Origin of the sequence: Streptomyces sp. NPDC048696, assembly GCF_043198895.1 — a bacterium.
Classification (GTDB): domain Bacteria; phylum Actinomycetota; class Actinomycetes; order Streptomycetales; family Streptomycetaceae; genus Streptomyces.
On the sequence record NZ_JBICVJ010000001.1, the window covers coordinates 130,132 to 143,824 of the forward strand.

General features: G+C 69.5%; 14 protein-coding genes. 6 read left to right on the plus strand and 8 right to left on the minus strand.

Annotation, left to right across the window (positions count from 1 at the left end):
• Positions 1–35 precede the first annotated feature (35 nt).
• Complete coding sequence (locus ACGFRG_RS00695; protein ID WP_393259909.1) at positions 36–551, minus strand: MerR family transcriptional regulator; 516 nt, start codon at positions 549–551, stop codon at positions 36–38.
• 614 nt (positions 552–1,165) lie between these two features.
• Between ACGFRG_RS00695 and ACGFRG_RS00700 the strand changes: the two genes are divergently transcribed.
• Positions 1,166–1,705: a DinB family protein gene (locus tag ACGFRG_RS00700; RefSeq protein ID WP_393259912.1), complete on the plus strand. Its 540-nt coding sequence runs from the start codon at positions 1,166–1,168 to the stop codon at positions 1,703–1,705.
• A 179-nt stretch (positions 1,706–1,884) separates the two neighbouring features.
• On the opposite strand, the gene ACGFRG_RS00705 is transcribed toward ACGFRG_RS00700, so the two are convergent.
• The 4 genes from ACGFRG_RS00705 to ACGFRG_RS00720 form a co-directional block, all read right to left on the minus strand.
• Positions 1,885–3,276, minus strand: a complete 1,392-nt coding sequence (locus tag ACGFRG_RS00705; RefSeq protein ID WP_393259915.1) for an amidase — start codon at positions 3,274–3,276, stop codon at positions 1,885–1,887.
• Positions 3,263–3,472 carry a hypothetical protein gene (locus ACGFRG_RS00710; RefSeq protein WP_361432386.1) on the minus strand — a complete coding sequence of 70 codons (210 nt, stop codon included), beginning with the start codon at positions 3,470–3,472 and terminating at the stop codon, positions 3,263–3,265. The genes ACGFRG_RS00705 and ACGFRG_RS00710 overlap by 14 nt, the downstream gene beginning before the upstream one ends.
• Before the next feature lie 121 nt (positions 3,473–3,593).
• Positions 3,594–4,526: an MBL fold metallo-hydrolase gene (locus tag ACGFRG_RS00715; protein WP_393259918.1), complete on the minus strand. Its 933-nt coding sequence runs from the start codon at positions 4,524–4,526 to the stop codon at positions 3,594–3,596.
• Positions 4,527–4,696: 170 nt separating this feature from the next.
• Entirely contained in the window at positions 4,697–5,275 is a 579-nt protein-coding gene (locus ACGFRG_RS00720) for a TetR/AcrR family transcriptional regulator (protein WP_361432382.1), read from the minus strand.
• 84 nt (positions 5,276–5,359) lie between these two features.
• On the opposite strand from ACGFRG_RS00720, the gene ACGFRG_RS00725 reads away from it, so the two are divergent.
• A complete protein-coding gene (locus ACGFRG_RS00725) occupies positions 5,360–5,767 on the plus strand; it encodes a DUF6233 domain-containing protein (protein WP_393259922.1) in 408 nt (135 codons plus the stop codon).
• A gap of 496 nt (positions 5,768–6,263) precedes the next feature.
• On the opposite strand, the gene ACGFRG_RS00730 is transcribed toward ACGFRG_RS00725, so the two are convergent.
• The gene (locus tag ACGFRG_RS00730; protein ID WP_361432377.1) at positions 6,264–6,722 is read right to left on the minus strand and encodes an RICIN domain-containing protein; all 459 of its coding nucleotides are present in this window, start codon (positions 6,720–6,722) and stop codon (positions 6,264–6,266) included.
• A gap of 199 nt (positions 6,723–6,921) precedes the next feature.
• Between ACGFRG_RS00730 and ACGFRG_RS00735 the strand changes: the two genes are divergently transcribed.
• Complete coding sequence (locus ACGFRG_RS00735) at positions 6,922–7,914, plus strand: LysR family transcriptional regulator (protein ID WP_361432375.1); 993 nt, start codon at positions 6,922–6,924, stop codon at positions 7,912–7,914.
• A 117-nt stretch (positions 7,915–8,031) separates the two neighbouring features.
• Here the strand turns inward: ACGFRG_RS00735 and ACGFRG_RS00740 are convergent, their stop codons facing one another.
• Together ACGFRG_RS00740 and ACGFRG_RS00745 are read right to left on the minus strand one after the other, a co-directional pair.
• Positions 8,032–9,012, minus strand: coding sequence for an alpha/beta fold hydrolase (locus ACGFRG_RS00740; protein WP_393259927.1), 981 nt, complete (start codon positions 9,010–9,012; stop codon positions 8,032–8,034).
• A gap of 165 nt (positions 9,013–9,177) precedes the next feature.
• Entirely contained in the window at positions 9,178–10,251 is a 1,074-nt protein-coding gene (locus ACGFRG_RS00745; protein WP_393259929.1) for an alkene reductase, read from the minus strand.
• A gap of 116 nt (positions 10,252–10,367) precedes the next feature.
• Here ACGFRG_RS00745 and ACGFRG_RS00750 point away from each other — a divergent pair, with 116 nt between their 5' ends.
• The 3 genes from ACGFRG_RS00750 (at position 10,368) to ACGFRG_RS00760 (ending at position 13,578) form a co-directional block, all read left to right on the plus strand.
• Entirely contained in the window at positions 10,368–10,751 is a 384-nt protein-coding gene (locus ACGFRG_RS00750) for a MerR family transcriptional regulator (RefSeq protein WP_361432368.1), read from the plus strand.
• Positions 10,752–11,189: 438 nt separating this feature from the next.
• Positions 11,190–11,945, plus strand: coding sequence for an aspartyl/asparaginyl beta-hydroxylase domain-containing protein (locus ACGFRG_RS00755; RefSeq protein WP_393259933.1), 756 nt, complete (start codon positions 11,190–11,192; stop codon positions 11,943–11,945).
• 259 nt (positions 11,946–12,204) lie between these two features.
• Positions 12,205–13,578, plus strand: coding sequence for an MFS transporter (locus tag ACGFRG_RS00760; protein ID WP_393259935.1), 1,374 nt, complete (start codon positions 12,205–12,207; stop codon positions 13,576–13,578).
• Positions 13,579–13,693: the final 115 nt, after the last annotated feature.

Below are 13,693 nucleotides of genomic sequence, written 5' to 3' on the forward strand. Positions count from 1 at the left end.
GGCGTGCCTTCCCGGCCCGCGCTGCGGACGCGGGCCTACTCGGCGGCCGTCACAGGATCATTCGGGAAGGCACGCCCTCCGCGTCCCGCCCGGGGCTGATCCACAGGCCTTGAGTGTTGCTCCAGATCAGTGCGGCGGCTGGAACACAGGTAGGCGTCGAGAGCCGCCTGCTGATCGCTGAGAACGGCGATGCGAGCAGCGAGCCGATCGCGATAGCTCTCCACCTCATGCAGGAACTCCGCGCACACCACCTCCGTGCCGGCACCGGATCCATCCGTGAGGCGGGGCAGAACGTCTCTGATCAACCGCACGGGCAGCCCGGACTCCAGCAGCGAGCGGATGACGAGCACCCGGTCGATAGTGGACTGGCAGTAGTCGCGGAACCCATTGCTGAAGCGGCCAGGGACGATCAAGCCCTCATTCTCGTAGTGCCGCAACGATCGCGCACTCACGCCGCTGACTCTGGATGCTTCGCTGATCTTCACACCCGGAGCAACGTCGAGCAGCACCGCGATCTTCCAGCACTCATCGCCCGACGAAGACCTGGTCAAGAGTCAACAGCCGTCTGTCCCAGAACAGTTGGTCTGCTCCCCGAGTCCATCGGGGGGCGGCTTGCCGGGGGGTGCTGTCTGCGGGTTCGGCGTTGGTAGTGGCGGTGGCGGTGGTGGGCGACGGCTTGGCGTCGTAGGCGCCAGTGAGACCAGTGCGGGATGTGGTTGGGGTGACGGTGTGCCAGAGGTAGGTTCACAGCCGCCCGCAGTCGCCGGACCTGACTGAGTGTTTCTCACTTGGCGGCCAGGAGACGCCCCTGGTCGCGGGGAGACGTCTGCATCAGCGGCGGTACGCCACGCCCCTTCTTGCGTTGCGCTGCTCCAACAGCGGCCGACCGGGCCATCGAAGCCCTTGCCGTAACGGCACCGGATGCCGGGCCGGCGCTCTCACCCGCGCACTACTCGGATTCCGGCACCAGCAAACCACGCCCGACACGCCACGTCACCGCGGTGAGGCGATGATCGAGGCCTTCACCACCAGCCAGAAGCGGATCTCGGTCCAGCATTCTCGCGGCCGATCCCCTATCTAGGACCGAATCTGTCCGCAAGGGCGCATAACGTGGAGGTGTTGGAGGCACACCAGCCACGGTTACAGCAGACGGAAGGCGGACGTCATGGTTGCTCTTGTTCCCGCAGAGGCCCCCGGAGACGAGCGCGGGGCGTTCCTCAACTTCGTGAAGGCCCAGCGCGCCGCGATCGTCAGGGCGTCCCTCGGTCTCACCGAGGAGCAGGCGGCAAGCCGCCCCAGCGCCAGCGAGCTGACCCTCTCCGGCCTGATCAAGCACGTCGCGGAGGTCGAGCTCGCCTGGCTGCGGCTCGCCCAGCAGCGGCCGAACGAGCGGCAGCGGACCCAGGACACCTGGAACGAAGCCTTCCGGCTCCTCGACGGCGAGACGATCCCGCAGACCCTGGCCTTCTGGGAGGACGTGGCGAAGGAGACCGAGGCGTTCATCCGGTCCGTGCCGAGCCTGGACGACACCTTCCCCCTGCCGCCCGCACCCTGGTTCCCGAAGGACGGGCGCGTCACGATCAGGTGGATGCTGCTCCACCTGGTCCAGGAGATGGGCCGGCATGCCGGGCACGCGGACATCATCCGTGAATCCCTCGACGGCAAGGTCTCCTTCGAGCTGATCGACCTGGAACGCGAGGGGTGAGCGCGCCTGTCGGCATTGCGACGATGCGTACCGTGTGTGTCATCGTCCACACCGGTACGCACCGGGTTCGTGTCCCGGTCACGCAGCCATGCGCTTGGAATGCCACGGCCGGGACACAGAACGGGACCACGTCGGCGTGTCCGCGATCTTGATGTGCGCGGCACGCCCGTACGTTTCGCTCAAGCCACCGTGGCGAGTTCCCGGGTTGGCTGTGTCTGCTCGTAGGCGTGGCCGATGCGCAGGAGCGTGGGCTCGCCGAGGGGTGGGCCGAGCAGCTGCATGCCGATGGGCATGCCGGCCGGGTCGTGGCCGACCGGAACGGTCAGGGCCGGAAGCCCGGTGATGTTGGCGGGGGCGTTGAGGCGGACGTAGGCGTCGGAGACGGCCTCGATGGTGCCGTCGGGCCAGGTGACCGTCTCCTGGTCGGCGCCGGCTGCGGTCATCGGGACGCTGGGGGCGGCGATCACGTCGACGTCCTCCAGTATGCGGGCCCACTCTGCGCGCATGAGCGTGCGGGCGCGTTGCGCGCGTATGTAGTCACCGGCGCTCATCAACTCGGCTGCTTCCAGGAGGATGCGGACGTCCTCCTGGTACAGCTCGGGGACCGTGCGCAGGGTGTTCTCGTGGTAGGCACCGGCCTCCGGCACCATCAGGCCCCACTGGGTGGCCTGGATGTAACGGGTCATCGGGATGTCGACTTCGACGAGGTGTGCGCCCAGGGCTTCCAACTGCCCGATCGCGTGCCGCACGGCGCTCTCCACGTGCGGATGGACGTTGTCGAAGTAGTAGGTGCGTGGCAGGCCGATGCGCAGTCCTGTCAGGTCCGTGCCGGCACCGGGTTGGTAGTGCATGGCGGGCACGGACAGGGAGGCGGGGTCGCGCGGATCGTGTCCGGCCAGCGCGGTCAGGACCAGGGTGGCGTCCTGGACGGTGCGGGTGATCGGGCCGACGTGGTCCAGCGACCAGGACAGGGAGGTGACGCCGTGGCGGGGGACGAGACCGTAGGTCGGTTTGAGGCCGACGACCCCGTTGAGTGCGGCGGGTACCCGGATCGATCCGCCGGTGTCGGTGCCCAGGGCGAAGGTCGCGGTGCCGGATGCGACGGCGACTGCGGAGCCGCCGCTGGAACCACCGGCCACCTTGCCGTGGTCCCAGGCGTTGCGGGTCTGCGGAGTGGTGAGGCCGAAGGCGAACTCGTGGGTGTGGGTCTTGCCGAGCAGGATGGCGCCGGCCGCGCTCAGCCGCGCGGCGACCGTGCTGTCCGCCGTCGCGCGATGGTCGGCGCGTACCCGGGAGCTGGCCGTGGTGGCCATCCCGGCGACATCGATCAGATCCTTGAGTCCCATCGGGATGCCGTGCAGGGGCCCCCGGCATCGGCCGTGCGCTACTTCGTGTTCGGCCTCGCGCGCCGCCCGGCGTGCCTGCTCCGCGGTGAGCGTGACGTAGGCGCCGAGGTGTGGTTCCACTTTTTCGATGCGGTCGAGGACGGAGTCGACCAGTTCGACGGGGGACAGTCGCCGGGCATGGACCGCGTCCGCGGCGGCGGCGAGGGTCAGCTCATACGGCTGCATGGTGCGGCTCCTGTCCGGCGTTGTAGGCGGCGGCGGGCGGGACGTCCGCGAAGTCCAGCTCGCGCAGGACCGAGACGACGCCGTGGATGTGGTTGGCGACGGCGGCGACCGCGGCGTGGCGTTCGGCGGGCAGCACAAGCCCGGCGCGGGCCGCCCAGCGGGCGGCTTCCGGTGGTGTGAGTTCGACGGCGGACATGAGTCTCCTCTTTCCTGGTCGAGATTCTTGATCGAGAGGGAGCGGCGGAGTACCCGAAGGCGCTAAAAGCTAAGGATTGGCGTCAGGTGACACCGCCGGGCGCGGGCGACCGGCTTCGTGGTCAGGCCTCGGTGGCCGGGATCTCGGCGCCGTGCTCGGCGAGCAGCCGGTAGCGGCCGCTCTCGCGGCGGACGGTGCCGGCCGTGGGCCGCGGGAAGTGGGTGCCCAGGAGCAGTGCGTCGGTGTCGGCCAGGGTGTCGAGCAGCCGGGCGCGGGTGCGGATCGCCTGGGCGGGGTCGATGTCGACGCAGCTGTGCACGTGGGGGTGGGACAGCTGCACGGGGTGGTGGATGCTGTCGCCGGTGATCAGCGCTCGCCGGCCGCTGCCGCGCAGCTCCACGGCGACCTGCCCCGGGGTGTGGCCCGGGGCAGGCACCAGCAGGACGCCCGGCGCGACCTCGTGCCCCTGCTCGGGCACGTCCACGAGGTCGTACTGGCCGGCGTCACGGACGGGGTGAACGGAGTCGCGGAACATCTGGGTGCGGGCCTCGTCCAGGTCGGTGGCGGCCCAGTGGTCCCACTCGGTGCGGCTCGTGACGTAGCGGGCGTTGGGGAAGGTGGGGACCCAGTCCCCGCCGGCGAGGCGGGTGTTCCATCCGACGTGGTCGGTGTGCAGGTGCGTAGTGATCACCAGGTCCACGGACTCGGGCGGGAAACCGGCCGCCGCCAGCCGCTCCGGGAAATCGGTGTCGAGACCGTTCCAGGCCGGATTGGCGCGGGTCTTGCCGTTGCCGATGCCGGTGTCCACCACGATCCGCAGCCCGCCGGCCTCCACCGCGAAGCTGTGGCTCGCCAACCGCGGGACCTCGGCGTCGGCGAAGTCGGGGCGCAGCCACGACGCCTCGTCCAGCACTTCCGGGGTGGCGCCCGGCAGCAGCCACGGTCCCGTCTGGCGAGGCAGTTCGATCTCGTCGACGCGGCGCACGACGATGCCGCCGAGGCTCCATCCCGTGCTGGTGGCGGGGGTGGCCTGGCGGGGGGTGACAGTGCTCATCGGTGGACCCTTCCGGGGGCGCTGGACGGTGCGGGCGGGGTGGCGTGCGGGGAAAGGGCAGGCCTCGGCCAGGTCGTGCGCGGTCGACGCGCGACACGGGAGCCTTAAGGCGAACACTTTGCGTTAAGCACTCTAGGGTGATGCTGCCCCGAAACGCAATCCCTTAGCTTTTAGCTGCCCGGAGGGGACCCGGCGCGACCGAGCGCCGCCGCCACCAAACGGCCGGCGTACGCCGGGGACAGCTCCGAGGGGCGGAACAGGATCCGGTACATCAGCGGGGCGACCACGACGTCCAGCAGCGTCTCCAGGTCCGGCACCGCCTCCCCGCGCCCGGCCGCGCGTACACCAATGGCCTTCAGCTGCTCGGCGGCGTAGTCGGAGCAGCGCGCCGCGTTGCCCTGCCCGGGGTCGCCCAGCAGGGCGTCGCGGATGTACGTGCGGCCCGCCGTCGAGGACATCTCCTCGGCGAACTGCACGGTCCACGCCTCCAGGTCCGCCCGCAGGCCGCCGTGGTCGGCCGGCGGGGCGTCCGGACGCAGCCGCTCGACGGCCACGTCGGACAGCAGTTCCCGCAGGTCCCCCCAGCGGCGGTAGACCGTGGACGGCGTGACCCCCGCACGGGCCGCGATCAGCGGCACGGTCAGCGCATCCCGCCCCACCTCCGCCTCAAGATCACGGACCGCCTGATGCACGGACTGCTGGACGCGGGCGCTGCGCCCGCCGGGGCGTGTGGTCGCTCGGGCACTCATGGGGACAGCCTAATGCGAAGAAATTGCGTCTGCCGGAACGGTCGGCCAGAAGCGCAGCAGCCCTCGCAACTCGCCGGCCGTGACATGTGGCGCAGCCCGCACGAACCAGCCGCGACCTCGGCCTGGCTGATCGAATACAGCATCGGCGGCCGCGACGAGCAGCACCCACTCGCCGTGCACACCGGCGATTGCTGGAGCGGCAGCCAGGCCGACCGCGCACGGCCCCTCACACGCGAGACCGCGCTCGCGGCCCTCGCTGAAGACGTCACCGATAAGCTCGCCGTGACGCTGCCCGCGCGCCCGGCCGCCACGCGCTTGCCGCATCGCCTCCCCCGGGATCCGCGCGGCCGCACTGGGCAGGAGGCGCCGTGGATCCGTTCCCGGAATTCGGGGTCACGCGGACGCTATCGACAATGCGCTTACCAAATTACTGGCCGAGTGTCCAAATTCGGCGGGCACTCGAAGATCCTGCCACGGTCTCCTTCGTTTTGACCAGAGTCGGATCCGCAGCTGCTGACTCCGTCTAGGCCGACAGTGAAGCATGACTGCCGCCGCCCTAATAAGGATGCCGCTACACGTCTCATGACGGTCACGAATACTCCCTTCTCGCATGACGCACCCGCACTAGGCGCGACGTCGAAGTCGCCGACGCGCAGGGGCGCCCGCTCGGAATGGGCGGCGACGACCTTGACCTCATCCATGGCGACCGGTATCCGGGGACGACCGTCGCCGTCACCGGGTTCGTCGCATGCGATGGCAAAGCGAGCGGCCGCCCCCGATCGATGCACTCGGGAGCGGCCAATGCGTTTCACAAGGCGGAGAGTTGCTACTCCAGCTGCTCGACCGCGGTGTCACCCACTGAGTCCAGGACTGGAGCCATATGCCCTGCCGTTTGTGTGGCACAACACCGCCGACGAGATCCTCGCGCCCCTCGCCCGCTACTGCCGGCGCATCACGAACTCAGGACGCCAGCGGGTGCCTGGCCCCACTAGCCCCAACGCTGCCCGGGAGCCGTGGCGCTCTCGTCCCACTGCTGGACACGGGCGCCGTTGCGGGTGGAGGAGTTCTCCACTTCCAGGACCTTGCCGGACCCGTAGTTGCGGATGATCCAGCCCCCGGCACCCGGCTTGATCCAGAGCATGCCCCTAGCCTGCGGGTTGCAGGTCCACTGCTGAACGGTGGCGCCGTTGTCCTTGCTGCCGTTCTCCACCTCAAGGCACTTGCCGGAGTGGACGTTCTTGATGAAGTACTGCCGACCCGGCCCCACCCATTCCCATTCCCAGTGGGCACCATCCTGGCCGTTGCAGTCCCACTGCTGGGCGTGGGCGCCATTCTCGGTGCTGGAGTTCTCGATCTCCAGGCACTTCGAGCTACCCCAGTTGACGAACGTCGTCGGGCTGGCGCTGCTCGCCGTCGACGTCAGTACGACCAGCGACCCTGCGGCCACGGCAATAGCCGCAGCCCTTCCCATGAACTTCACAACGGACCTTTCAAAAAACCATAACTTGACGACTGTGACGACGTTGCGGCTCGCGTGCGAACACCGGCCCGTCGACACAGCCCAGGACGCAGACACTTCCGCGCCGGGAAAACCACCCGTGCGCTGTCGTTGCTCCCCGGCACTCACTCTCCACGTCCGCGAAGCCATGATCAATACCAAGATCATCTACGATCGGTGCGTCACACTCACCAATCAACAACCGCAAGGAGCACCGACCGTGGAACGGCATGAGATGGAGGCTTTTCTGACGCTGGCCGAGGAACTCCACTTCCGGCGCACCTCCGAGCGCCTCGGGCTGGCCCAGGGCCGGGTGAGCCAGACCATCCAGAAGCTGGAACGCCGCATCGGTGCGCCGCTGTTCGAGCGCACCAGCCGCAAAGTGGCCCTGACCCCGGTGGGTATGAGACTGCGCGACGACCTCCTGCCCGCCTATCAGCAGGTGCAACGTGCCCTCGCTGATGCCACGGCTGCCGCACGGGGTGCGCGCGAAGTGCTGAGAGTGGGCTACTCCAGCCCAATGGCAGCCGAGCTCGTCCTCAGAGCCGCCGACAGACTCACCGCCCGCTGCCCCGGCGCGGAAGTCCGTATCCAGGAGATCCAGCTTTCCGACCCCCTGGGACCCATCCGCAGCGGCCAGGTCCACCTGCAGATCACCGAACTGCCCGTCGACGAACCCGACCTGGCCCATGGCCCCGCCCTCATCGCCGAAGACCGCAAGCTCCTGATCCACCACCAGCACCCACTCACCCGCGCCACCGCGGTGACACTGGAAGACCTCGCAGCCACCACCATCATCACGTTCAACGCGGCCATACCCCAGTACTGGCAGGAGTACCACTGCCCGAGCCAGACCCCCTCGGGCCGGCCCATCCCCCACCTCGTCGCCGGATACTGGCAAGAAGCACTGGCCATGGTCGGTGCCGGCAAAGGCGTCACCTTCGCCTCCGCACGAGCCGAGCAGTACTACGCCCGCCCCGACACCGCCTGGCTACCCTTCCCCCACCTCCCCCGCTTCGAATACGCCGCTGTCTGGCCCCGATCCAGCAACAGCGCCCTCGTCCGGGCTTTCCTCCAAACCATCCATGAGGATGGTCCTCGCCTCCCGGGCACGCCCTGGACAGGCGTGGGCCGTACCTGAAGGAAGCACCCGCAGAGTGCTCCGGCCGGGAGCGGCCGCGTTGAGCGAACGTCAGCCGCCCCGCCCAGCCGGGTGGGCGGGGCAGACCGCTCGGACAGGGGCCACGAACGTCGGGTTTCAGGCGGGCAGCGAGTCGAGCCAGTCGGTCAGGAGCCGGTTGGTCTCGGCGGGGCGCTCCTGCTGGATCCAGTGGCCGCAGCCCTCAAGGATCCGAGTACAGGTCAGCCCGGGGAGCGTGCTGGGGAAGGCCTTGATGGCATCGGCCATCCAGTGGGTGGATGCGTCCAGGCCGCCGCCGATGAACAGTGAGGGCTGCGTGATGGGGGCGCCGTCGAGGTCGGCGAGATCTTCCCAGTCCCGATCCATGTTCCGGTAGCGGCCCAGGGCTGCGCTCATCCCGGTCCGCTCGAACTCCCCGGCGTAGAAGTCGAGATCACTCTCACTCAGCCACGCTGGCCCCGGGCCGGAGGGAAACCGAGCGCGGAGCGTCCCGCCGGGGCCGACGAAGTGCGGGTCGGGCGCATCGGGCGTCGGCATGGTGTCTCCCGAGAAGGCGGCGTAGAACCCTGCGAGCCAACCTCGCACGTCGGGCTCGATCTCGGCCTCGGCCCGCCCCGGCTCCTGGAAGTAGGAGACATAGAACTCCTCGTCCCCGCCCATCCGGGCGAAGAGCTCGCTGGGCCTCGGCCCGCCGCGCGGGGCGTAGGGAACGCTGAGCAGTCCCACCGCACGAAAGACATCCGGCCTGAGCAGGGCGGAGTTGGCCGCGATCACGGACCCCCAGTCGTGACCGACGATCACCGCCGACCGCTCGCCCAGGGCACCCACAACGGCGGTCATGTCCTCCACCAACTCCAACATCCGGTACGCGTCGATGGCCAGGGGCCTGGAGGAGCGGCCGTAGCCGCGGACGTCGACGGCGACCGCGCGGTACCCCGCGGCGGCCAGCGCGGGCAGCTGGTGGCGCCAGGAGTACCAGGACTCGGGGAAGCCGTGCACGAGCAGCACCAGCGGTCCGGTGCCCTGCTCCACCAGGTGGATGCGGCCCGCGGGCGAGGGAACCAACCGGTGTATGACGTCGGTGCGTTGCTGCGGCATTGACTCTCCAGAGGTCTCGATCCACGGCCGGATGACATGATCAGCGCTTCCATCATGCGAGGACGGGCAAGTACGGGACGACTCTTGTTGCCGATCCGGCAACAAGAGTCGTCCTGGGCTTCCCGCCGGCCGCCGCGCCGCCGCCGGGGGCACGGGGGATCAGCGTCAGCTCGCGTGCTGATACGCCGAGTAGGTCAGGTACCCCGCGTCGCCACCCTGGTAGAAGGTGGCCTCGTCCACCGGGGCGATCGGCGCTCCCAGCCGCAGGCGCTCGACGAGGTCGGGGTTGGCGATGAAGGCGCGACCGAAGCTGATCAGGTCGGCGCCCAGCCCCAGCCAGTGGTCCGCATCGGTCCGGCCGGTCTGCTTCGGTCCCATCGGGAGCGTCGGGTTCACGATGAGGGTGCCCGGCCAGGCCCGGCGCAGGCCGAGGAGCACGTCCTCCTCGATGGTGGCCTCAAGATGGACGTAGGCCAGGTCAAGGCGGGCGAGCTCGGCCAGCAGAGCGGTGTAGAGCTCGGGAACGTCGTCCTCCGCCACTCCCCAGAACGTTCCGCCCGGGGAGAGGCGGATGCCGGTCCTGGCGGAGCCGACGGCCTCGACGGTGGCGGACGCCGCCTCGACGGCGAAGCGGATCCGGTTGGCCACCGAGCCGCCGTACCGGTCCGTGCGCACGTTGGCGTTGGAGGAGAGGAACTGCGAGATCAGGAAGCCGTTGGCGCCGTGCAGTTCCACGCCGTCGAAACCGGCGTCGACGGCGCGGCGGGCGGCCTCGGCGTACGACCGGGCGTGCTCGGGCACCTCGGCGGTCTCCAGGGCACGGGGTACGGGCATGGGCTTCGGCCCGGTCGGGGTGAACACCTCGCCGACGGCGGGGACGGCCGAAGGCCCGACGGGCTGGAACCCGGTGATGTCGGCGTGCGAGACCCGCCCGCCGTGCATGATCTGGGCGAAGATCCGTCCGCCGTTGGCGTGCACCGCGGCGGTCACCGGACGCCACGCCGTGGTCTGCTCGACGGTGTGCAGCCCCGGCGTCCCCGGGTTGGCCTGCCCGATCAGGCTCGGCTGCACCCCCTCGCTCACGATCAGCCCGGCGGTCGCCCGCTGGGCGTAGTACGTCGCCATCGACGGTGTCGCCAGACCGCCGGCGGCTGCCCGGACCCGGGTCATCGGGGCCATCACCACCCGGTTCGGCAGGGTCAGTTCACCAACTCGATGGCTGTCGAAAAGGGTCGTCACCGTAGGGCTCCTTCGTGCTCCGCTGTGCCCGTCGGCCGGGCACAGCAGCTACGCTAAAACCTGACATTGATGTCAGAGGCAAGCTGTGTGGCCCAGGTCACGATCGGGAGGACGGCATGCGTATCGGGGAGCTCGCGGCACGGGCCGGAGTCAGCGTCCGGTCCCTGCGCTACTACGAGGAGCAGGGACTGCTCCTGACCAGCACCCGCAGTCCCAGCGGGCAGCGGCACTACACCGACGACGAGATCGAACGGGTCACGTTCATCCAGCGGTTGTACGCGGCGGGCCTGTCCAGCCGCACCATCGCCGAACTGCTGCCGTGCGTCGATTCGCCGAGCACCGAGCACTCCGACGCCGCGCTGGAACGGATGGCCCACGAGCGCGAGCGGCTCAGCGACCACATCGCCGACCTCACCCGCACCAGGGAAGCCCTCGACGGACTGATGGCCACGGCTCGGGCACACCGGGAGACCCTGCGCCCGCCGACGGCTGCCGCCTGAGCCCGACGCCTGGTCACCCCGGCCGGCGGTCCAGTACCCGGAGAGGCACAGAAGACTGCCTTCCTCGGCTGTTGCGTGCCTGCCCTTGCCGGGGCAGGCACGACCAATGCAATCCGCTCAATACTGAACGGCACGGCCGCTCGATCCCACGGCGCTCTCGCCGCGGCGGCGATGTCCGCCGGCTCGGTGCTGGTCGTCGCCAACAGCCTGCGGCTGCGGGCCTTTCAGCCAGCGGCGCGCTCGGGAAAACACGCCACAAGCCCGGGAACTCGACCCTGACCTCGGCCGACTAGTAGTCCGACAGCACAGCTCCCCGCCCGCCGACCAGCGCAGGCGCTCGGCAGGGCGGGGCGCGGAACTTCGGGACGAAGGTGGTTCGGCACACGTGAAACGCAGATGTCCGGCGGGGCCCGGTCCGGCGGCGATCGGCACGCTCGTATGACACCGGAGACAGAGCGCGTCTTCGCGGCGCTCAGAGCCGAGTTCGGCGCGGAGTCGATCGTCCGGGTCGAGCGGATGCTGGAGCCGGGCGGCGGGGGTGAACGCCATCCGTTGCAGCGGGCAGCGAAGTGGATCATGCCCGGCCTCTCCCCCACTCCCTGGCACGATCCGTACGCGTATGCCGAACTCGCCCCCGTCGTCCACGCACTGGAGGCGAACCATCCGGCGATCAAGGCTGAGCTGAGCGCCGCGTGGAAGACACGGCGGGAGGCGTTCTCGGACTACGAGCACTATCTGACCCGCCAGGAGAACTGGCAGGCCCTCTACGTGTTCCGTGCCGGAGGGCTTGTCGAGGAGTCGGCGGCCACGGCTCCCACCGCTTATCGAGTGGTGAAGGAAGCAGCCGTGGACACGGAGAAGATCTGCCCTCTCCTCGAATCCCATTTCTCCACCCTTTTGCCGGGTGCGGTCATCGACCCGCACTGCGACCTGTGGAACTTCAGCATCAACCTGCATCTCGCCGTGGACATCCCCGACGGGTGCGGCATCACGGTCGCCGGTGAGACCCGGTCATGGGAAGAGGGAAAGTGCCTGCTCTTCGACTACTCCTTTGAGCACGAGGCCCGTAACACGGGCACCCGGCCACGAACATGCCTGCTCATCGACCTGTGGCACCCGGAGACGACGCTGCCCGAGCGCCGGGCGCTGACCACCCTCGTCACCGAGGTCCGCCGGCTCATGGGGGACGGATGAAGCGGGGGCAATAATTCCGTCGAGGGAATCTCGGCCCCTTCCCCATTTCATCGACCCGGCAGTTTTCGACTGTCGGTTTTCCGGGCTGCCCGAATATTGACCGATCGGGCGAAAAACCCGTCCGGGGTGACCGTTCCCCCAGAGCAATCAAGGCTGCTACGGTGACGCAAAACAACCGGTCCACCGGAATTTTCTGCCGCACATCCAATTTCCTGTCATGGAAATTTTGTCAATCGTGATCCCGAGGAGGTGATAAACGATGCCCCTTTTCATTCTGGCGTTGGGTCAGCTCGTCATCTCGCTCGACTACAACATCGTGTACGTCGCGCTGCCCGACATCGGCGCCGGGCTGGGCTTCTCCGACCACGACCTGCAGTGGGTGGTCAGCGCCTACGTGGTGGCCAACGGGGGCTTCCTGCTGCTGGGCGGCCGGGCCGCCGACCTGCTGGGACGGCGCCGGATGTTCGTCCTCGCGGCGCTCCTGTACGCGGGGTCCTCGCTGGTGGGCGGTCTGTCGCAGACGCCGGGCGCATTGGTCGCCGTCCGGGCGGTCCAGGGCATCGGCGGCTCCTTGCTGTTCCCGGCGACGCTGTCCCTGATCAGCACGCTCTACGCCGAAGGGCCCGCCCGGAACCGGGCCCTGGCGGTCTGGGGTGCGGCGGGAGCCGGCGGGCTCTGCTTCGGGTCGCTGCTCGGCGGAGTCCTGGTGGAGGCGTTCGGCTGGCCGTCGGTGTTCTTCGTCAACGTGCCGGTCGGTGCGGCCCTGGCGGTGGCCGGATGGCTGTGCTTCCCGGCGGACGGGCCGCGCGAGCGCGCGCGGCGCTTCGACGCGGCGGGCGCGCTGACCGCGACGGGCGGCATCACCCTCCTGGTGTTCCTGCTGGTACGGGCCCCGGCCGAGGGCTGGGACACGCCCGCGTCCCTCACCAGCGCGGCACTGGCCGCCGCTCTGCTGACACTCTTCGCCGTCATCGAGCGGCGCTCGCGTGAACCGCTCGTACCGGCACGGCTGTTCGCCCACCGGGGCCCGCTGACCGCCATGGGGGTGACCGCCCTGTTCAGCGCCACGTTCAGTTCGGTGCCGTACTTCCTGACCCTGTACTTCCACACCGTCCACGGCTACAGCGCGGTCGCGACCGGGCTCGCGTTCCTGGTGCCCGCCGTGGTGGCGGCCGTCGGTACACAGGTCGGTGAACGGGCCGTGGCCGCCTTCGGGGTGCGGCGCATGCTGGTGGGCGGCATGGTGCTCGGCACCGCCGGAGCCGGCGCCCTCGGTCTGGCGCTCACCTCGGACGGCTCGTATGCGCAACTCCTGCCGGGGATCGTGCTGTTGGGCCTGGGTCAGGGTGCGGCGTGGACCGGGATGTGGATCGCCGCGACCGCCGGGGTGGCTCCCGATGACCAGGGCGTCGCCTCGGGTCTCGCGTCGACCACCCTGCAAGTCGGCGGCGCGGTGGGCCTGGCCGTACTGGTCGCGGCCGCCGGCGGCGTGGGGCAGAACACCTCCGGCCCCGGGCTCCTCGACGGCATCCGTACGGCCGTGTTCGCGATAGCGGGCGCCATCGGCTGCGGTGCGCTCGCCCTGCTCATCCCGGTCGCTGTGCTCGCCCGCCGCAGGACGACCAGCGTCTAGGGCCTGTCCGGTGGATCTGGCCGCCTTCGGTCCGGGACGCCGTTTCGGTGCCGGTGAGTGGGGGTGTGGTGCTTCCCCAAGCTCTCAACCTCGTTCGAGCAGGGGAGACCCCAAT